Genomic DNA, 20,910 nt, shown 5'->3' with positions numbered 1-20,910 from the left:
CCCCCCCCCCCCAACAGCGCTGCGTTAAGGTAGCCGTCTCAGCAACAACTATAATAGCTTGCCTAGGTATTGCCGCTTGCATCACCGCAGCTGTATTTTTCCCCACACTACCCTCTCTCATTATTGTCGGTGGAGCTCTCGCAGGGCTAATTTCCATCGTATTCCTATGTGGAATGCTTCTACGACTGCGAAAAGAAAATCTAGATACATTAAAAAGCATGGTTAGCGATATTTCAGACGGCTCGGATAAGAAACACGAGCAACTACAGAAAGAGTACAAAGTCTTTATTTCATCAACACAAAAGGAATTAGACTCTATCCAATCATCTATAAATAAAAATAAAAAGCTGATAGATCAATATCAGGATTCTCTTAATCGCCAACAAAAAGAGATAGAGGCTCTAAACGCAAAGAAATCAAAAAAATCTTAATTACAAGAGGTTTCTATTATGTTTTTATAGAAACCTTTTTTTTGAATTATATAAATAATACTTATTCTTTTGACCACAAGAAAGTTACTTTGTTAATATAGATAGATTTTAATAATAACTTTCTAATGTTATGACAATTCTCACTCTTCCTGAGAAGACAGGTCTCTTTCAATTAGATTTCTTAGATCCACAGATAAGCAGACCCTCTACAATCCTACAAAATACAACTCTTGTTATAACAGCTTTACTTGCTTGCCTTGGAATAACTATGATTATTATTGGCGCAGTAAGTTCCCCAACATTAAGTCCCGTCATTGCCGTAGGAAGTATGCTTGCGATATTTTCTATGTTAGGAATATGTCTTTTACTTGCTTATCTGTGTAAAAAAACAGCCGATCAAAATCTAAAACTCTCGGTAGAAAACAAACAACTTCTTATCTATAGCAAAAGCTTGATTGCTAATCTCGAAAACTCGACAGAACTGTATCGAAACACCTCTATACAAGAATAAATACGCCCCAACGTATGTCTAAGGTCATTTTCTTACTATTGACTTAATAGAAAATTCTAAATTACTCTGATTTTAATCTTTCAAAAATACATACAATTTTTTCTATGAGTCAAGTCAGTAATCTTAGATTATCAGGGCCTTCGTCTGAAGATGCTCCTATGCTATTCCATCTAAAATCTAAACTAGCGATTACCCTAGTGGCCTTATCAATTTGCGCAGGCCTTGCAGGATGTATTGCGGGGGCTATTCTGCTACCCACATTACCCATTTTGATGATTTCTGGAAGCGTTATCATCTCGTTAATTTCTATTATTTGTTTGTGCTCTTTGCTTATGATCTCAAGTAAAACAAATAAAGAAATACAGCAAATCAACTACATTCTATTAAAACAAAATAAAGAACTTTTCCACGCTCAGACAGAGTCACAAAACAATTATAACGATCTTAAACAGATTGTTACAAACCACGGCGATCTAATGAATACGCTGACTTCTCAAAATTCAAGCAACGCTGAAAAGGGATCTAACTAAAAAAAGGCTTCTACACGAACGTAGAAACCTTTTTCTATAAAGAATTTTTATCAAGGAACTAAAAATACTATTTTTGGAAAAACTGAAGAGCCTTTCTTCCTTGAACAACGAGTAGTATCTTTAGTGTCTCTCCAATAACAAATGGTGCAGCACCCAGCTGTAAGCCTCGAATAAGATCTACAGTGTCTGTGATTGACATCATATAAAAGTAATAAGCGAGCCATAATGACCCGAACAATAGTATGATAGATGCCGCCGCTGCAAGAATAGATGCCAAAACATAACCATTAGGGCTCTTAAATCTACGATAAAGTAGTGATATGAATAGCGCAACTAGAGGAAACGTATAAAGGTATCCTGCTGTTGGTCCGAAAAAAGTCGCTATGCCATACCCTGAACTATAAAACACAGGAAAGAATAACCCTTCTAATAGATAGGCAATCACACTACTAACAGCGATCATCGGAGAGCATGCCATACCAATACAGTAAATTCCTAAAGTTTGGAAAGTAACAGGAATAGGAGTAAATGGTAGAGGCAAGGTAATTTTTGCTAATAAAGCAAGGAAAAGCGACCCCTCTAAGATCCTAGCTATTGGACTATTCAATACCGATAACAGCCAAGATTTTTTCGTCAGACTATAACCCATCTCTCTCTCCTATCTGCGATATCTAATGTTTCTGCGCTATTCTGTATCTTTATACCTACTCTTGTCAATTTCTGAATTTAAAAATACATCTTTATTAAGATATGAAAAGAAAAATTAACTAAAACACATATAAATTAATTCTTTTAATAAAAAATCATAAGTAGTTAATTGTGAAATTATTATGTTTTGAATTAAAATGCATCCGAAGACTTTTTATTTTAGAACATATTTTTCATGTTTCGCCTCTTATCTTCTACATCTATCCACCCCGCTAATCTCTCCTCCTGTTCGGGGGGGGGGTTAACCGCTGCCATCCCTTTTTCTACCGACATCTCCTGTGTTCTTCAATGAGAGTCGGAAAGAAAAAGGGGTAATTTCACATGTCATCACCGTCATCATCATCAAGTAGTTCATCTGCGGGATCCCCAGGGCCTGCAGCACCATGTCCGTTTCGAAATTGGTCGCCTCCGGCTCCAAATCCTACGCCATCAGAGGTTATGAATTTATCGCAACGTATCGATGGCTTTGTAGAGAACTACATTCCTTTAACTGGTGACGGGTGTTTAAAACGTGTTTCCGGATGCCCTTCGTGTCCTCCGGGAGCTTGCGTCCACTCAGGTGGCGGAGAACCAATGCTGGATTTTTGCCATTGTTGGACATGCTGTTTCGGTAAGCCTACCGGAAATAGTATGCGTGCTTTTTATATCGATGTGAAGGAATACGCTCGAGTTCACGGAAATGCATGTGCTGCCCACTCTTTATTAAAATCGGGTATCGATGTCGCAAAGGTGTCAAAACAATACGGCGAACTATCGGAAGAAGAAAAAGAAAAAATGCAGCGGTGTTGTCAAACAGAGATAAGCGCTTCTTATAAAAGACACGTGTCGATTACTAGAAGAACAAGATCGATGATGCACTTGGCGGACAACATTAGAGATGAAGGCATTCTTGAAGGGATGTCGGGACAAATATTAGACCTATGGCACGCGGCTCCAGAAGATACAAATCCTGAGGATGCCCAAACAATCTGGGTAAAAACTAGAGATGGTGAGAGATCTCCGTTCTGCTTTGCGAGGTGTTTAAACTACCTCAGAACAATTCGTTGTTATAGAACGAATACCGGTCATACCCATAACTTCTTATTTAAAGCAAGCCCTGGAAGTAGCATTGCCTCATGTGTGATGTATACTCTTGCGGCGATAATCAAAAATGAGAATTTCAGAGATCTTCTACTTGAAGAAGAAGACGATGGAGCAGGCGGAACAATCTACACCTGTTCTTATGAATTAATCAAAATAATTCTCCTCCTTTCCATAGTAGCTAGGGGTAAACATCCGCATGCCGGTTTCACAGATCAGCGTAGACAATTCGAAGAAGAAGACGAAGATACAATCCGCCTTGCATCAAACGCCTTCAGAGAAAGAATCTTAGGGAAATTCATATTCGACAGACATGGCACACAAATTCCACAAGCACTCCTCAGAGAATTTCCTACACTCAGCATGAACATGGGTCTAAAACCTTGGAGCAGGGTAACTTCAACTCAACCAGATCCGTCCACTATATTCGGAGAAGAATCTTCGGGAGAAGAAGAGGAAATGCCAGAAACACCTCCACCTCCACAAAGAAGACGAAGACAGAGACGCCAAACACCTCGCACTCGACCATCCTCTTCAAAAGAGTCCCTCGCGGTTCCTGTCAGCAGTGACAGCAGCGACAGCAGCTCTTCTCATCTAGTAAGGCCTCCAGAGAGCAGTCCCGCTTCAACAATCAGCACACGTAGATTAAGCGTCTCATCTATTTCTACTCTTATTACTGTGGAAGAAAATCCCGAAGATTATACATCCGATATTGAGCAGCTCGCTGCAACTTATCCGATATCGATTTTCGTATCCCCACCTCCAAAAACACCCGAACCTGGATCCCCTACATTTAGAATTACCTCCTCGCCGCTACCTTCACCTGTTTTCTCCTATAGTCCAGGTGGAGACGGATCACCCTCGACACCGACACCGCCTAGGACCCCTACAATAAGTCCAAGACCACAAATATCCCCAGAAAGGGAACCTGCCCTTTCAGAAAAATCATTCGTATTAATAAGTGATTCTGAGGGAGAAGGATCAACTGGAGGAGAATCGGTTATCCCAAGCCCTATCACTATTTCTTCAGATTCATCTAGATCAATCAGACCTTCTTCTAGGGCATCATCGTATTTAACTTCTTACATTGGATATGAAAGCAATAGCGAGGATTCACAACCTATGCCAATAACACCATCAAGTAGCCCAAGCAGATCTAGCTGTGATTTATTCAGCGAATCATCAACATCTGAAGCTACACCCTCCACACCAAAAACACCTCAATTTAGTCCTTGGGAAGAATCTAGTTCTCCAGAAAGCCAGGACTATACAGGTTACTTCAGTGACGATTCTGGAAGATCCACACCGCCACCACCTAGAACTCCTTCAATGAGTCCAAGAAGATCGAGTTCTTCAGCAGAATACCCTTACGGTGATTTCAGTGAGGATTCCAGCTCCTCAGGATCAAGTACTATTACACTAGCTAGCCCAGGAAGTCCTCTAAGCTCAACTAATTCACTAAGCCCAAGAATATTACGGACATCTTCAAAAACAAGCTCTGTCATGCTCGGCTCTCCGTGTTCCTACGAGGATTCCAAATCTACAACACCCACAAGCAGCCCAAGAAGATCCCCTGTTTTCTCCTACGTTGATGATCATACAAGCTCCTCAGGATCAAGCACTATTACATTAGCTAGCCCAGGAACTCCTTATTCTCCTCTAGCAGCAATATCTTCAGTCTCTGGTTCATCCATACCAGGATCATCTAGTGATGATGAGCAAGAAGAACCTGCACCACGTGCTTCGGTAATTCAAACTGCGGGGGCTCCCCGTACAGGATCAGATGAAGGCTCATCAAGGAAACGTTCTGCAGACAGTGAAAGTAGCCAAGAAGGAACATCTTCTCAGCAAGCTGATCAACCTTCAACAAGCTCCACAACAACTCCAGGAGATAGGAACCTACCTCCTAAAAAACGTTGGAGAAACTGGCAGCCTACTTAATCACAGTTACTGAAAACAACTTCACTTGGGATTTTCTGTTATCGCCTTCTATGAGGAATACGGAAAATCCTGGTGAAGATCACTAGATTTGCTATAAAAAAGAAAAAGCAAAACACCACATTAACTACCTGGCTAACAGCGTAGACATCTCCATCCTCTAGAGCCTCCGAAAATGGTGGGAAAGGATGTGTGATTACATCTTCTTCTGTACCATTTACCGTACGACAACTAGAATGCAAAGATATTCCCGCCATAGATATCACCATAGAAACGTAGGGGAATATCAATCCGTGCACAGCTACTAAAGCAGCCTCTGAAACCATACGCGCATCTTGCACCATATCTCTGCCTGCAGGAACAACCGCACCTTGTTGATTTTGCTCCTCTGAAATTTCTCTTGATGTTCTCAAAGATAATACGCGAAAGCTATACTCCTGCAATGCTCCACGAACGCGTGTTAAAGGAAAAGTTATCAATTCCTGAACATTTAAAAAGATACCGAGATTTAAAAGCATGGCGTACAACGCTGTGTCACACCCATCCATACGGTAACCGATAAGCAAACGCAAAGCATTCACTATATCTGCGGTATTTACCAATATCTCCATGGGTGCACAGGCAAGAGCAAAAAGTCTTAGCCAACGAAAACGTCGTCTACGACGCTGAGAATTTGTAAAAACAATAAGACTGTAGCGTGCAAGAGCTAGTCCCATAATCCCTGCACATATACCTATGGAAACCATTGTTTCACCATCGGATGTCCAGAAAAATAGTGTGACGATATCCATCACTCTAACTATCATACTCAATCCAACAGTACACCTTTCTATAAATCCAGGAGCTACATAGTTTTCTGCGGTATCTGTAAATGTTAAAGGTGAGTTTGCCAAGGAAATTACCCTATCAAAAAATGTCGAATTTCCTGGAGAAAAGCTAATCAGCTCTACCTGATTATTCGCTAATATGCCCTCCCAAGCATTAACATTAATCAAAGAAGTCGAAGGTCCAACTGTCTGATGTAAAACAGTTACATGAGCTGCTTCTAACATATGCGAGCGTATTGCCGTTAAGAAAGCAGGATCACAAAATGAAGGGAAAAATACTCCGAAAGAATTGTGAGAGTAAGAAAGAGTTCTAGGTTGAGAAAGAAGAAAACCCTCACGATCTAGAAGTGATGTAACATCTCCTGATAATCGGTAGGTTGTGACACGACCCACTCTAGGATAAAATGTCGGGCTGATCCCTATAACTTCTATCCTATCTATATAGGGAGTTGCAGCTAGAGCCGCATCAATGACATGCCCTCCATCACCATAGAAATATTGTAAAAAACATCCCTCAGGATGCTGAGAAAAATACTCTTCCCAAACAGCAAGCAAAACCTGACACACTACAGAATCTTGAGAAAGGGAACCTAAAAAAGTAAGATATCTTCGGGTTAACTCTCTCCCTGAATGATAAACTCCTAAAACAGGACCTCCGACCAAAGCTTCGCTTAAATGAATAGCTTCTACCATAGCTTCACGATATGTTGAAGAGCTACCGTTGACATATCCGACGCCCACGCGATGGTATTGTCTAGGAAGAGAATTTCCTGAAGGTAGATGTTGAACAAGGAAACGTATTGCAGGAGTTGCAAGTATTAAGGATCTATTCTGAGAGACAGGAACTATAGCTTCGGGAATAGAAATAACAGCTATCCGATTACTTGAACTAGCTTGTTGATTGCTAATTTCAGATACCGATTCTATATTTTCATCATTACGAACTTCCGCACTCCCTTGAGCATCATTGCCGGAGGAAAAAGGATTTGGACGTGTGGGTGCCGTCATTGGAGTCTACACTCCAAAAGCAAGAAATTCAAAAAATAATACGGCAACCCAGAACAAGAACCCCTAAAAATGGCCTTGATGGGGAAAAACATAAGTAAAAAGACAAAGACTCTTATAAAGTCATTCTAAGATGCAAATAATAAAAATCAATCGATTTCAAAAGTAAAAAATCATTTTTACATGATTGATTATCAAGGATTAATGGCTATCTTCTAAAACCAATTTCTCTAAGCTGAAAATCTATAATTTTAGCTACATAAGACATGATCGGGGCATTCACAAATATTTTCCCAAAACTCTCTTTGTTGATATTTCGCATTTAAAGAGCCATAAACTAGGTAATTCGAAGAAAAATGATTATAGACAACCACACCTCGAAGAAGAGAAAGGATGCTCATAATATAAAGACTAAAACCTACAATACCTGTTGTTATCGAACCAAGTACCATACCTACGATACTACAAATTACGCCAAAAACAACAAAAACGATAGAGAGTACTACACCGATGCGCTCCACCAAAGGAAATTCCTCCCATAAATTGACCTGTTGTTGATTTTGCACACATGCATGTGGAGTAAGAGCTGTTGCCATAACCATTATCTTCTCTAGCTTCGAGGAAACAAAGCATAAACTGAAATTAAAAAAAATACTATGTAGTTATCGTTTTTTTTACCGTCGTTGATTTCTACGTACTAAATCCACCATAATCATAATATTTGCTGCCAATACGATCATACATATAAACAGACTTACTGTCTGTGATACTGCTAAAACATCCCCAGTTTGCCAAGCTGCAGAAGTATTGTGCAACTGATTAGAATACACACCTGTATCTGTAGTAGAATTTCTTCCTATCGTGCTTGGAACATTTATAACTATGCTGTTTAAAACTCCCACAGCAAAAGCTAAGAATATTCCGTGAGCCGTTCCTATCATCATCTGCACAGAGCTTATCCTACCGCCGTCTGCAGAACGCACAACCGCCCTAGATTCTTCAGATGATCCTGTCAATCTTTGTAAAATTGAGCTCTGGACACGTCCGCGTAATCCCCTCAAGCAATTTCTAAACATCTCCATAAATAGGACACTGCCACTTAACGTAGACGCAATCACAAATATAGGCGGTAAAATTGATGGGGATCTTCCATATCTTCTTAGACAGTTTACATTATCAATCACAGTCGCCAGTAAAACCAAAGGCGATGCACCTTGGGCTACTAATCTCAATCTTCTAAACGCATCCCGAACAGAACGACGATTTGTAAACAACAAAAGAAAGTAACGAAGTAAATTCATACTGTAGCCACAGATAATTACGTAAGAAACCCTAATATCTCGATCTTCAGTAACAGAAAGAATGATGCACTCTTGCAATAGGCCACTAATTCTAAATATACTGAATATACTCGACAAAACAACGTCAGTTGCTGCTGTTGGAGCGAAATTAAATTCCGCCTCTGCAGAAGTATCTCCCAATCGCAATAATTCAGATAATCTCTCAAATGCTCCATTTCCATGACCAATCTCCACCAAAGAAATCTGATTTGAAGTTCTTTCTATCTCTATTTCGGGGGGGGGGTACCTCACCTGCCAAAATCGAAGCAACGGCCTCAAGTAAAAATACAACAATCAACTCAGTTAATCTAATCGATTCCGACGGAAATGGGTACGAATACCCTATCTTCTCCACTACAAAACTCTTCGAATCTACTATAGTAGCAAAAGCTGGTGCTAATGGAACTATTACACCCCCTTCAACAAATTTAAAGAATCAATCTTCCGGATCTCACTACGGTTATCAAGGTGATTGGACAATAAGTTGGGCACAAGGAACAAATGCCCAAGAACAAAAAGCGACATTCGATTGGAAACAAACTGGCTATCTCCCCAACCCGGAGCGTCAAGGGCCCTTAGTTCCTAATACTCTTTGGGGATCTTTCTCCGATGTGCGCGCTATTCAGAATCTTATGGATGTTAGTGTCAATGGTGCTGATTACCAACGCGGTTTCTGGGTATCAGGATTGGCTAACTTCTTACACAAAAGTGGAACGGAAACAAAACGTAAATTCCGTCACAATAGTGTAGGATATCTATTAGGAGCGTTTGCTCAAACGCCTTCAGAAGATATCTTCAGCGCTGCTTTTTGTCAGTTGTTTGGAAAAGATAAAGACTATCTTGTTTCAAAGAACTCTTCTAACATCTACGCAGGCTCTATCTACTATCAGCACACCTCCTTCTGGAGTGCTTGGGATAGACTACTGCAAAACACTATCGGCGCGCAAGCTCCTTTAGTCCTTAATGCACAACTCACCTACAGTCATACTTCCAATGATATGAAGACCAATATGACTGATAGATATGCTCCGCAAAATGTCGTCTACCCAGAGATCAAGGGTGATTGGGGGAACGATTGCTTCGGAGTGGAACTCGGCGCTGTTGTGCCTATCGAGTCTCAATATTCTTCTTTATTTGATATGTACTCACCTTTCTTGAAGTTCCAGCTTATTCATGCTCACCAAGAAGACTTTAAAGAAAACAGTAGTTCTGAAGGAAGATACTTTGAGAGCAGTAATCTCACAAACATTGCTATGCCTATCGGTGTAAAGTTTGAGAGATTCTCTGCAAATGATAGTGCTTCTTACAACCTAACTCTGGCCTACTCTCCAGATATTGCAAGAAGCAATCCTGATTGTGCAACGTCTCTGCTAGTTAGCCCAACCACAGCTGTTTGGTTAACTAAAGCGACAAACTTAGCTAGACAAGCTTTCATAGTCCGTGCTGGAAATTACTTATCTTTCAGCCCCAACTTTGAAGTCTTCAGTCAGTTCGGTTTCGAGCTCAGAGGCTCTTCTAGAACCTACAACATAGACCTCGGATCTAAAATCCAGTTCTAACTCACCTCCACCTCCCCTGCCCCTCACCGGGGCAGGGCCTACTTAGGCCCTTGCACAATCTGATATTATAAATAAAAAGACCCTCTATATAAGAGGATCTAAAACAATAGATAAAGAGTAATTGCGTTAAAGAACTAGCCTTCTACTTTTTTGAATAGCAAGACGTCTTTTGACATCGTAAGCTCTATAGAAGTATCAGATTTGATATCACCTTTAAGTAGAGCCTTTGATAATAGCGTGACTACTTTTTGTTGAATTAGCCGTTTTAAAGGCCGTGCTCCAAACGAACTGTCATAACCCTGCTCACTTAAATAAAGAATCACAGAATCATCCCAAGTTAACGTTACTCGTCTTTCTAATAGACGTTGTGCAACTCTACGCATCTGAATACCGACAATTTTAATAATATCTTCGGTATTTAAAGGCACAAAGGGAAGGATATCATCAATACGGTTGATGAATTCCGGACTGAAGTATTTTTTCAATGTAGGAGCAACTACAGATAATACGGTCTCCTTACTTACCTCACTGCCTTTCTTCGCACAGTAATCAGCAAGTTCTTGAGAGCCTATGTTTGAAGTCATAATAAATAAAGCGTTTTTACAGTTTACCTTACGCTTCTTACTATCTGTAAGAATTCCTTCATCAAAAATTTGTAAGAGAATATTAAAGACCTCCTTATCTGCCTTTTCGATTTCATCGAAAAGCACTACAGAATAAGGGCGTCGACGCAAAGCTTCAGAAAGACTTCCTCCTTCTTCATAACCCACATAACCTGGAGGAGAACCTATCAATTTAGATACGGAATGTTTTTCCATATACTCAGTCATATCAAAACGTACCATTGCTTCTTCTTTATTAAACAAAAGATCAGCTAGAGCTTTGGCAAGTTCTGTTTTCCCTACTCCTGTGGGTCCTAAAAATAAGAACACCCCTAAAGGACGCTGCGGATCGCTAAGCCCTACACGCGCAGCACGTATAGAATCACTAACTGCTGCTATGGCGAATGGCTGACCTACAACACGCTCTTCTAAAGACTCTTCTAAAACGAGAAGCTTTTCAGCTTCACCTTCTAACATCTTTTGAATAGGAATTCCTGTCCAATTTGCTACTACTTGAGCGATAAGACGTTCATCTACCTCCTCTTGAAGCAAACGATTATCTCTTTGATTTAAAGCTTCTTCATCTTGGCGTATTTCTTCTTCAAGAGCAGGAATTAAGCTATAGCGTAGCTCCGCAACACGATTGTAATCTGCGACACGTTCTGCTTCTTCTTCAGAAAATTTCATATTTTCTAAAGAATTCTTCTTTTCTTTAAGACCTGCGATAAGTTTCTTTTCTTCATCCCAACGTAATCGTAAAGCTGCGAGCTCTTCTTTAAGTTGCTCGATAGACTGTTGCATAGCCTCAGCTTCTTCTTGATATGAAGGAGCTTTTTCACGCTTTATAGCTTCTTGCTTAACAATCAAAGCTGCAAGTTCACGTTCTTTCTCATCAATTGGCAAAGGTAGGCTACCAATTTGCATGCGAATTAAACTCGCAGCTTCGTCTATTAAATCAATCGCCTTATCAGGAAGAAAACGATCTGGGATATATCTATAAGAGAGAAGAACGGCAGCATTTAATGCTCCCTCGGTAATACGCACGCCATGGAAAATTTCATACTTCTCACGAAGACCACGAAGAATGAACACCGCGTCTTCCAAAGAAGGCTCTGTTACAAAAATAGGTTGGAAACGCCTTTCTAAAGCGGCATCTTTTTCAATATACTTTTGATACTCATTAAGAGTTGTAGCACCAATGCAATGGAGTGTTCCACGTGCTAAAGCAGGCTTTAATAAATTTGCTGCATCCATAGCTCCATCAGTAGCCCCAGCGCCTACAAGAGTATGGACTTCATCAATAAATAAAATGCTCTCGCCATCAACAGATTCTACATCTTTAAGAACGCTTTTTAATCGTTCTTCGAATTCTCCGCGATATTTAGCTCCTGCAATTAACGCTCCCATATCTAAAACATAGAGCTGTTTGCCTTTTAAGCTTTCGGGAATATCCCCCTGAACAATACGCAGAGCTAGTCCCTCAGCAATTGCTGTTTTTCCTACTCCTGGTTCACCTATAAGCATGGGATTATTCTTAGTTCTTCGCGATAACACTTGAACAGTACGACGAATTTCCTCATCCCTACCTATCACAGGATCCAACTTTCCTTCTTTCGCTAATGAAGTTAGGTTCTTACAATACTTTTCTAGGCCTCGGAGATTATTTTCCGCACTAGGAGAGTCCATACGATTGCCACGCCTTATATTAATAATGAGTTTTTTAAGATCGTCTAAGGATATTTTTACCGTTTTTTTCCAAGAAGCGAAAGGCTCCTTGTTGGATTTCCAAAAAGCTAATAATACATGATCTCCAGAAAGATATTCATCTCCCAGATCTTTAGCCTCATGCTTCGCATCTAATAGCAGACTTTGCAGTCCTGGTGAAGGCTTAGGCATTGCATCGCCTTCAACAACTGAAGGTTCTAAAGAAAGCGCTTCATCTACTGCAGAAATAAGTAATTTAGGATTGCTGTGAAGATCCTTAATTATCAAATAAAACAGAGATTCCGTATTCTCTAAAAGACATTTAAGGAAGTGGTTTTCACTTACGTAAGGATTTTTTGCTGATTTAGCGAGCTCAAAAGCTTTTTCTAGAGCCTCACTTACCGCATCCGATATCTTATCCATAAAACAGCCCTAACACCCCGCTGAAACATTTTCTTCATGGCATAGAAAAAACAAAAAATCTACCTATTTTCCAAGGCGATTTCCTGCTGCTCAAGACTCTGTTTTTTCTTATTTTTTGCTCTTTGTTGTTTTTTCCATTGCGAATTGTACTGATATAATAATCCGTAATCTTTAACAGTAGCGGTAATATCCTTACAATCTTCCATCAATTCATCGATCCGTCCAATACGTGTGTTGTCTAAACAATCGGCAAATCTGTCCGCGCTTTTACATATAGATTCTGTTGCTAAGCGCGCCTGTTTCACTAATGAAGAATCTTTTTCTTCATCAAGCAGCGTTGATATTTTAGAATAGAGATTCACAGTTTCAGCTTCTAGTTTCCCTAACGCTTTATCTGCCTTATCAACAAATTGTATCAGCTTTTCAATAGGATCAATATTATGCCCATAAACTAAATCCTGAGCATAAAGACGACTACATTCTCCTCTTGTCTTGCCAGGAATGATATTTACAATAGATTCCCCTATGATTTTAGGAGAGTACATAGCAAAAGTATCATCTTTATATAGAGACACTCCTGAATCTATTTTTAATACCAATTCATAACAATAAAGCTCTCCAGACTCTCCGGAAATTCCCCTATCCATAATATTTTGTACAGAAGCTACAGAACCAATTATCTTTCCCGCAAGGCAAACATTCATTCCCTTGCTCACACCGCTAAGATGAGTAAAAGCCACATGAATTTCTTGCTTGCCGTCTCCACGACTTTTAGGAGTGAATAACATTACAGAAAATAAACCTAAAATCCCCACACAAAGAAATAATCCAAAAAATATTGATTTACGATCTTCTTTAGACACTCGCCCTCCTTAATCGGCATTTTACAATGTTATTGACCGGCAAGAAATTGCCTTGCCAATACATCGTTTGTCTCTATAAATTCTTCCTTTGTATAGATATGGGGAATTGTTCCTTCATGATGAATAGCAATACGATCTGCAAGAGTTAATGCTAATGTAATATCGTGGGTAATAACAATTCCTCCGATTCCCTGTTCCCTACGCAAACGGAAAATCAGATGAGTCATTTCCCGACTTGTCATGGGATCTAATCCCGCTGTAGGCTCGTCATAAAGAACAAGTTTAGGAGAATAAATCAAAGAGCGTGCCAAAGCGACACGCTTAACCATGCCACCCGACAACTTATTTGGCATAAACTCTGCGGCATAACTTAATCCTACGTTCGCTAAAGCTTGATCTACTTTAGCGTTTATCTCACCTTTAGAAAATACCTTATGGCGTTCATTATACGCATGAAGACCAAAAGCAACATTTTCTCTAACAGAAAGAAAATCAAAAAGGGCGCCACCCTGAAACACCATACCAATGGTGAGATCTTTTAAACGTCCTTTATGGGTAAGTTCCTTAGCATAACGCACCTCTCCAGAATCAGGAATCTCTAATCCCATAATATGACGGAGGAGGACACTTTTCCCTGTCCCAGATTTACCTAAAATCACTAAAAGCTCATCTGGAAATACCTGCAAGGAAATCCCATGCAATACCGTATGACCTTGACCTTCGGTATTACAATAACTTTTATAAATACGATCTACAGAAATCCAGGGCTCTACCATATCTCTCCCTAGCAACCTAGAACATGAAAGAATGATGTAATCACACAATTAGCAAATAAGATAGAGATATACGAAGTAACAACTCCTGCTGTGGTTACCTTCGCCACATTTGTAATGCGACAATGTTTCCCTAATCCCTGATAACAGGCTAAAGACGTGATAATAAATCCGAATACTAGAGATTTAACAATCACCATCACAATATCGGATACAAATACATTTCCTGATACCATATGCAAATAGACCTGAGCAGGAAGTTGGAAGGCATAACGACATAGCAAATATCCACAAAAAATTCCTGACCATACCGCAGCAATTACCAAAGCAGGCATAGCAATAATCCCTGCAATAATTCTTGGTAGTGCAAAATAGGCTAAAGGATTAACCCCTAAAGTTTCCATAGCACTAACTTGTTCAGTCATGCGCATAGTTCCTAAGAATGCAGCAATTGCTCCTCCTACTCTTCCAGAGAGGGCAAGAGCAGTAAGTACAGGGCCTATTTCTACTAGAATACTTTTCACAACGAAAAATCCTATAGCGCAGGATAAGCCATGAATACCTAGTTGATAATAGGATTGTAGAGCTAAAACGATTCCTGTAACAGCTCCTGTAAGCATAACTACAGGTAAAGAGGCAACGCCGATATCATATCCCTGTATACTCGCAGATCGAAATAAGCTTTTCTTCCATGAAAAACTTTTTATTACCGCACAGGTAAAACCCATCCATCTGCCTAATTCCAAAGGGAATAAACAGAGTATACGGAAAACACGAGAACGTTTTTTTGCCTCCATGCTCATATCCTCAAAACCTTGAGAAAACCTTTTATCTTAAATGCTTTCAAATGTTTTCACTAAACTATCAATAAGCACATTTTGCGTATAGGCTAGATTTTCTTTACTATGTACAGCAGAAATGAAACTCGCTTCCATAGAAGCAGGAGACAAATACACTCCCTGAGAAAACGCATGCCGATAAAATATACCAAAAGCTTTCTGATCACATTGCTGCACATCATAGAGATTCTTCGGAGGTGTTTCTCTAAAGAATAATGAGAACATAGAACCCGCTTTTACCAATGCTACTGGGAATCCTTTAGAACGGATTGCATCTTCTATAGGAGACAAAAAATCTTCTGCGAGATTTCTTAACTTAGGATAAAAATCTATCTCCTGGCAAAGCTCTACTGAGGCTTGTCCTGCGGCCATAGCAATAGGATTTCCTGATAAAGTTCCTGCTTGAAATACTGTCCCCAGAGGCATCAAATGATCCATAATACTTTCATGAGCTAAAAGTGCAGCGACGGGCATACCTCCCCCTAAAATCTTACCATACACAGTAATATCAGGAACGGCATCAATGATAGAACGCATACCTCGAATTCCCATACGAAATCCTGTAACAACCTCATCCATAATCGATAAAGCTGAATAACATCGGCATGTAGTTATAATACTCTCAATCCATCCAGATTCAGGAAGGATAACCCCCATATTGATTGCTATAGGTTCGAAGATCACGCAAGCAACACGCTCTCCTATCTGCCGCATTACTTCCTCAAAAACCTTAACATCATTGTAGGGTAAAATTAACGTAATAGGGAGACAAGGATTCGAAGAAAAATATTTATCTACGATAAGAGAAACTTCCAAAAGGTTACTCTCGTCTATAGAAATTCCTTTTAACAAAATATCAGCATGTCCGTGGTAACATCCTAAAAATTTAATAATCACTGAGCGCTTAGTTGCTCCACAAGCAAGACGTACAGAAGTCATTGTGGCTTCCGTCCCTGAAGAAACAAAACGTAGTTTGTGATCTTGTAATTTCAAACAAGAAAATAAAGTGGCTGCTAGAGAAATTTCATTTTCCGAAGTGAGGCCATAGGAGGTGCCTTGAGATGCTGCAGTACAAATAGCATCTAAAATTTTTGGATGGCTATGACCATGGATTAACGATCCCCAAGATCCACAAAAATCAATAAAATTTTTTCCGAAACTATCTATAAAAATATCTCTAGAAGCACTAGAGACAATGGGAGGAATAATTCCTACAGGAATGCATGCGCGTATTGGAGAATTTACTCCTCCAGGAAAATAGCGACAAGCATCAGCGTATGTCATTATTGTTTCATCAATAACCGGCATATAACCCCCTAAAAAAATCCGGGATTATTCTGAGCCATAGCCACTTTAAAACCTAGAAAAAGACTTTCTAAAGATTAAATAAATCTCTCGTCTAATTCAGAAGAAGATTTTCAGGAACTGTTGATAGCGATGCATATTTCCCTCCCAAATCTTTAAGAATCATAGACCAGAGATTTTCAGGATTATCAGAAAATACATACTCATAACTTGCAGGAGCTAAAAACCAATTTCCATCTAAAAACTCCCTTTCTAATTGCCCTGCTTGCCAACCACTATAACCAAAACATAAGTTGATCGTAGGTCCCGTATCACTAGTAGCGATCTCTTGTAAAAAAGATAGATCTCCCCCTAAATATACAGAAGGACAGATTTCTAATGTTTGCTCAGGAATTTCAGAACAGGAATGCAAAAGCATCATTTGATTCGCCTGTAGAGGACCCCCCATACAAAAACGGATATTGTTATTAGACACCTTATCAAAAGTAAAAATATCATCAGATATCTCTAGACCTAGTGTCTTATTTAAAATTAGCCCGAATGAACCATTAAGACTATGCTCGCATAATAAAATTACACTGCGAGCAAAGACTCCCTGATCTGTATCAGGAGAAGCCAATAACAATGAGCCTTTCTCTAAAATAGCATAGGGAATTTTTGCCATAAGATACCGTGATATTTTATTCTTCGTAAGCTACGGCAGCATCAAATACAGATTTCACACAAAGAATAGGAACTTTATGTGTAAGCGCTAAGGGAATACTGTCGCTAGGGCGAGCATCAACATCTGTGATATAAAGGAAATCTCCTTGTTTTTGCTCTAAAAACATGCGTGTGTAAAATACATTATCTTTGTAATCACTGATGACAACACGCATTACATGAATATCAAAACCTGAGAAAACAAAATTGAGAAGGTCATGAGTTAATGGTCGTGATAAAGAAAAGTGTGAGGGATCAGAATTTTGAAATGCTTGTCCCATCGATACATGTCCGTATATCGCAAATTTCTTCTCATCGGTACCCAGGATAATTCCTGCGTAATGACAAAAGCTAACTAACTTGTAAAAGTTAAGCAAAACCAAAGGGGTATCTTGGAGCAATTCTTTCTCTATACTCATACTTTACCAGTATTTTTCTTACCAATTTGACCGTTGGTATAACCAAACCATACTTCTACATTCGCTATAACAAACCCCACTTCAATAATACCATGAATTTGTAATAGCTTCAGAAGATCTTCCTCGGGATGAGGATATACATTCGGAGTATGAATATCGTAAATATAATTCCCGTTATTAGTGATAAAAAGTCCCCCACGAGGATTCTTTCTTAGATGACCCTGATATCCAAGATTTTCCAACGCAGCAACAATAGAAGACCTTCCAAAAGGACTGATCTCTACAGGAACACCGAATTTTCCTAATACCTCAACACTTTTACTCTCATCAGCAAGTATTAAACATCGCCGGCTCGACTGTAGTAGAATCTTTTCTCGAAACATAGCTCCGCCTCCACCTTTGATCATACGTAGCTGGGGATCTATTTCGTCAGCACCATCAACAGCAAGATCGGTTTCAGTGAATTCTTCATCATCAATTAAAGGAATACCCAAACTACTGGCTAGAGAATAGGATTCTTTTGAAGATGCTACAGCACGAATATCTAGGTTCTCTTTTTTCTGCTTTGCAGAAACAGCTCTAATAAACTCTCTAGAGGTCGAACCACTTCCCAATCCTAAAAGCATTCCGGAGGTCACTAAAGCAGCAGCTTCACGAGCTAAGTGTCTTTTTACTTCTAAATAGGGATCCTCTTTCACAATACCTCTATTTGTTTCATTCTCTATAGCTTTTATATCGAGAACTCTCTATGTCAGGAAAAAACTAAAAGCCGAAGTCATACTAATATAATCACCTTTGCAAGGTCAAATGAGGATATTAGCAAACTACGTATAGGTTAAGAACAGCCCTGATTATTTTGAATATTATATCAGAAACGCAACTGCTTTATACCCATTCTTCCCAGGTTTTATAAGCAAGGCTAGGTTGAAATTCAACATCATCGACATCTGTAGATATATCTAAAATACGATTCCAAATCTGTTTTTTTGAAAATTTATTTAAATACTGACCTTTATGATCGCTAAGATCTTTTAGCAAAGCTTTTGCTTCTGTATTTAACGTGCAAATCCCTAATCCTGAATATAACCAAATCAGAAACTCTTCTCTATCTTCTCTGGATAAAGAAGGTTGTGTAGCCAAAGCTCTATCTACTATAGCTTTTACATTAGCGTCTTCTTTCCAGAGGGTATACATGGATTGATCCATAGCTGCGGATAATGTTCGATAGTCTTGCATACTTATTGAAGAGAAAACTGGTAAATATTCAGGATGAAAAATTCCTAAAAACGCCATTTGTCCAGTGATTAAACTATTTAAGATATCACTATTATAATCCTGAAGCACCTTAGAAGAGAAAGTTTCTAACCAATAGCACGGGCAATTCTCTTCAATGATAGAATCTAAATCTAATTCACCATTACGCATTAAATTTGCCAAATTTTCCCGAGATTCTTGAGATAAACTATTAAAAGCTGCGAGTAATTCTTGAGAATCTGTAAGAGGATCTCTATCTGCTCCCGAAGCTAAAACTCCTAATCTATAAAGCTGAGCAAATGATAAATTATATTTATCTAACACAGAGACTGTAGCTGTAGAACCATCTTCCTTATGTATATGAGACAGGAAAGCTCGAGGATATTTAGCAAAAATTCGCTCACGCAATTTATTAGGGATTTTCTTATTTTCGACAATACGATTTCTTCTATGTGCATAAATACGCTGCAATCCAATCAATGCACTAATACAGCCAAAAGTAGCTGCAGCAATTAAAGGAAGCCCCACGCTAATTGTTAAGCCTAATACAGGGATGGCAACAGAAAGAGCTATTATCCCGATGGCAAATAGCGTGACTAATATTATTAAAGCGTAGGAAATTTTAGATTTAGCAAATTTATTAGAAACAGAGGGTGCGGTAGCTCTATTTCCTTCCTGAGCATCCGCAGGTCTTTGATTATCAATTCTCATTTTCAATGCTAACACAATATCTTTAAGTACAAATTATGTATTAACCACTTAGGAGATCAAATAGTAATTGATAATAGAATATTTTTTTTGTACCCAGGAACAAAAATTGATTCTTAAATACTTAAGAAAATCAATAATACATCAAACCAGAATCAGCATTCGCATTAATAAGATTGCTGGTCAGCGATATCTTACTCCCGTATTGGGATCTATGAGATAGTAATGAAGATGAGACGAGGAAAGTTTTGGTTTCTGCAGGTTACCTTTGCTGTGTTTGTTAAAAAATTCTAAAGTCCCTTTATGAAAACCATAAACACGATGAGAATCATGATGATAGAAATGCATCCACTCTTTCAATGTAAGTAAAGCTATTTTAGGGTCAAAATTTTCTGAATTTTCCTCATTAAGATAAGGAGAAATAACTAATAATAATTCCATGAGAATACCTCCAACACGAGATGTATCGAATGTATGAAGAAAACTTAGTTGGCGACATTCTATATCTTTAAATAACTGTAATTGCTCCCAAGTAATCCCATGTTTACATAGCGCCAATAACCAAGGAGCGCGTGATTTATTAAAATCTTCTAATAACCATGAACCCCTTCGTTCAAATCCTTTTATAGTTTCATTTTCTAAATACGTTCTAAATCGCAAATTTAGCTCTTCAACAAGAGTACGCACCTCTTCCCAAGTGTTATTTCGTGCGTGTTGGCATAGCATATTATATTCTTCTTGAGAAATAAGACGTGCTAACAGCCAAACAAAAGGATGAAACGCTGTTTGATTTATATTCGATAAACCTGCTCGATTCACCCAATACACAGTGGGTTCCATATGCTCAGCCTCAGGAAATTCCCTAGGACCAAGTTGAATGAACTTATTTATCAAGTACAAAGGACAATTCTTTAACAGAATTTTCTCTAAATCGGGCAATTGAATGCCCTCACAGGCGCTTTGCAAACGCTCAAGGCCAAACGATTCCACTCTATTTTTACAATCTTCAGAAGGAAAATTAAAATTCCCTGAAGACAATCCTAATAAAACAGCACGGAATTCTTGAAAATTAAGAGCCTTACTGAAGACAAGATCATGAATAATTTTAGGATAAGATTCTTCTATCAGAGAACGAAACCCTGCAGGAAGAGGATGCTTCAGCTTAAGCATTGCATGACGTAATGCCAGAGCAACTACTACTCCCACAACAACTAAAGAGAGAACCAAACCTATTACAATTAAAGGATGAGAAAATCCATAGATAACTAATGATAAAAAGCTAACAGCAAAGACAAAACAAAATATACCCGTTATAGCTATAGCATTCTTACGCAATGTATCCATTACGCAACGCATCTTCTTTCCCAGATCTATTAAGGATAAAGAATG

Annotated in this window: 17 protein-coding genes and 2 pseudogenes; 5 read left to right on the top strand and 14 right to left on the bottom strand. The window is 39.0% G+C overall.

Going from position 1 to position 20,910, the window contains the following annotated elements:
• From O6937_RS04940 to O6937_RS04930, 3 genes are all read left to right on the top strand, one after another.
• Positions 1 to 431 (top strand): hypothetical protein (locus O6937_RS04940; protein ID WP_332390537.1); only part of this gene is annotated, 431 nt, incomplete at its 5' end.
• Positions 432 to 561: 130 nt separating this feature from the next.
• Positions 562 to 942, top strand: coding sequence for a hypothetical protein (locus O6937_RS04935; RefSeq protein WP_332390536.1), 381 nt, complete (start codon positions 562 to 564; stop codon positions 940 to 942).
• A gap of 104 nt (positions 943 to 1,046) precedes the next feature.
• On the top strand, positions 1,047 to 1,472 hold the full coding sequence (locus tag O6937_RS04930) for a hypothetical protein (RefSeq protein WP_332390535.1): 426 nt from the start codon (positions 1,047 to 1,049) through the stop codon (positions 1,470 to 1,472).
• Positions 1,473 to 1,539: 67 nt separating this feature from the next.
• Here O6937_RS04930 and O6937_RS04925 read toward each other — a convergent pair whose 3' ends face one another.
• Positions 1,540 to 2,121: a biotin transporter BioY gene (locus O6937_RS04925; protein ID WP_332390534.1), complete on the bottom strand. Its 582-nt coding sequence runs from the start codon at positions 2,119 to 2,121 to the stop codon at positions 1,540 to 1,542.
• 380 nt (positions 2,122 to 2,501) lie between these two features.
• On the opposite strand from O6937_RS04925, the gene O6937_RS04920 reads away from it, so the two are divergent.
• Complete coding sequence (locus O6937_RS04920; protein WP_332390533.1) at positions 2,502 to 5,201, top strand: hypothetical protein; 2,700 nt, start codon at positions 2,502 to 2,504, stop codon at positions 5,199 to 5,201.
• Between the two features lie 38 nt (positions 5,202 to 5,239).
• Here O6937_RS04920 and O6937_RS04915 read toward each other — a convergent pair whose 3' ends face one another.
• The 3 genes and pseudogenes from O6937_RS04915 to O6937_RS04905 all read right to left on the bottom strand — a co-directional run.
• Complete coding sequence (locus O6937_RS04915; RefSeq protein WP_332390532.1) at positions 5,240 to 7,033, bottom strand: DUF687 family protein; 1,794 nt, start codon at positions 7,031 to 7,033, stop codon at positions 5,240 to 5,242.
• A gap of 248 nt (positions 7,034 to 7,281) precedes the next feature.
• Entirely contained in the window at positions 7,282 to 7,626 is a 345-nt protein-coding gene (locus tag O6937_RS04910) for a hypothetical protein (protein ID WP_434601992.1), read from the bottom strand.
• 78 nt (positions 7,627 to 7,704) lie between these two features.
• A pseudogene (locus tag O6937_RS04905) lies at positions 7,705 to 8,583 on the bottom strand (DUF687 family protein); the annotation flags it as partial.
• A 23-nt stretch (positions 8,584 to 8,606) separates the two neighbouring features.
• Between O6937_RS04905 and O6937_RS04900 the strand changes: the two are divergent.
• A pseudogene (locus O6937_RS04900) lies at positions 8,607 to 9,929 on the top strand (autotransporter domain-containing protein); the annotation flags it as partial.
• Positions 9,930 to 10,063: 134 nt separating this feature from the next.
• Here the strand turns inward: O6937_RS04900 and O6937_RS04895 are convergent.
• The 10 genes from O6937_RS04895 to O6937_RS04850 all read right to left on the bottom strand — a co-directional run bounded on the left by O6937_RS04895 (position 10,064) and on the right by O6937_RS04850 (position 20,877).
• Complete coding sequence (locus O6937_RS04895) at positions 10,064 to 12,658, bottom strand: ATP-dependent Clp protease ATP-binding subunit (RefSeq protein WP_332390530.1); 2,595 nt, start codon at positions 12,656 to 12,658, stop codon at positions 10,064 to 10,066.
• Positions 12,659 to 12,717: 59 nt separating this feature from the next.
• The gene (locus tag O6937_RS04890) at positions 12,718 to 13,521 is read right to left on the bottom strand and encodes an MlaD family protein (RefSeq protein WP_332390529.1); all 804 of its coding nucleotides are present in this window, start codon (positions 13,519 to 13,521) and stop codon (positions 12,718 to 12,720) included.
• A 29-nt stretch (positions 13,522 to 13,550) separates the two neighbouring features.
• Complete coding sequence (locus O6937_RS04885) at positions 13,551 to 14,297, bottom strand: ABC transporter ATP-binding protein (RefSeq protein WP_332390528.1); 747 nt, start codon at positions 14,295 to 14,297, stop codon at positions 13,551 to 13,553.
• 8 nt (positions 14,298 to 14,305) lie between these two features.
• Positions 14,306 to 15,091: an MlaE family ABC transporter permease gene (locus O6937_RS04880; RefSeq protein WP_332390539.1), complete on the bottom strand. Its 786-nt coding sequence runs from the start codon at positions 15,089 to 15,091 to the stop codon at positions 14,306 to 14,308.
• Between the two features lie 36 nt (positions 15,092 to 15,127).
• Positions 15,128 to 16,441, bottom strand: coding sequence for an aspartate aminotransferase family protein (locus tag O6937_RS04875; RefSeq protein ID WP_332390527.1), 1,314 nt, complete (start codon positions 16,439 to 16,441; stop codon positions 15,128 to 15,130).
• A 91-nt stretch (positions 16,442 to 16,532) separates the two neighbouring features.
• On the bottom strand, positions 16,533 to 17,102 hold the full coding sequence (locus tag O6937_RS04870; protein WP_332390526.1) for a YqgE/AlgH family protein: 570 nt from the start codon (positions 17,100 to 17,102) through the stop codon (positions 16,533 to 16,535).
• A gap of 16 nt (positions 17,103 to 17,118) precedes the next feature.
• Positions 17,119 to 17,559 carry a bifunctional nuclease family protein gene (locus O6937_RS04865; RefSeq protein WP_332390525.1) on the bottom strand — a complete coding sequence of 147 codons (441 nt, stop codon included), beginning with the start codon at positions 17,557 to 17,559 and terminating at the stop codon, positions 17,119 to 17,121.
• Positions 17,556 to 18,257: a ribose 5-phosphate isomerase A gene (gene rpiA, locus O6937_RS04860; RefSeq protein ID WP_332390524.1), complete on the bottom strand. Its 702-nt coding sequence runs from the start codon at positions 18,255 to 18,257 to the stop codon at positions 17,556 to 17,558. Before rpiA ends, O6937_RS04865 begins: the two co-directional genes overlap by 4 nt.
• Positions 18,258 to 18,444: 187 nt before the next feature.
• Complete coding sequence (locus tag O6937_RS04855) at positions 18,445 to 19,539, bottom strand: DUF1389 domain-containing protein (RefSeq protein WP_332390523.1); 1,095 nt, start codon at positions 19,537 to 19,539, stop codon at positions 18,445 to 18,447.
• A gap of 165 nt (positions 19,540 to 19,704) precedes the next feature.
• Positions 19,705 to 20,877 carry a DUF1389 domain-containing protein gene (locus O6937_RS04850; protein ID WP_332390522.1) on the bottom strand — a complete coding sequence of 391 codons (1,173 nt, stop codon included), beginning with the start codon at positions 20,875 to 20,877 and terminating at the stop codon, positions 19,705 to 19,707.
• Between the last annotated feature and the right edge of the window lie 33 nt (positions 20,878 to 20,910).

The organism is Chlamydia sp. 04-14 (assembly GCF_036632095.1).
GTDB lineage: Bacteria > Chlamydiota > Chlamydiia > Chlamydiales > Chlamydiaceae > Chlamydia.
This window is presented reverse-complemented; position numbering and strand designations above follow the sequence as displayed.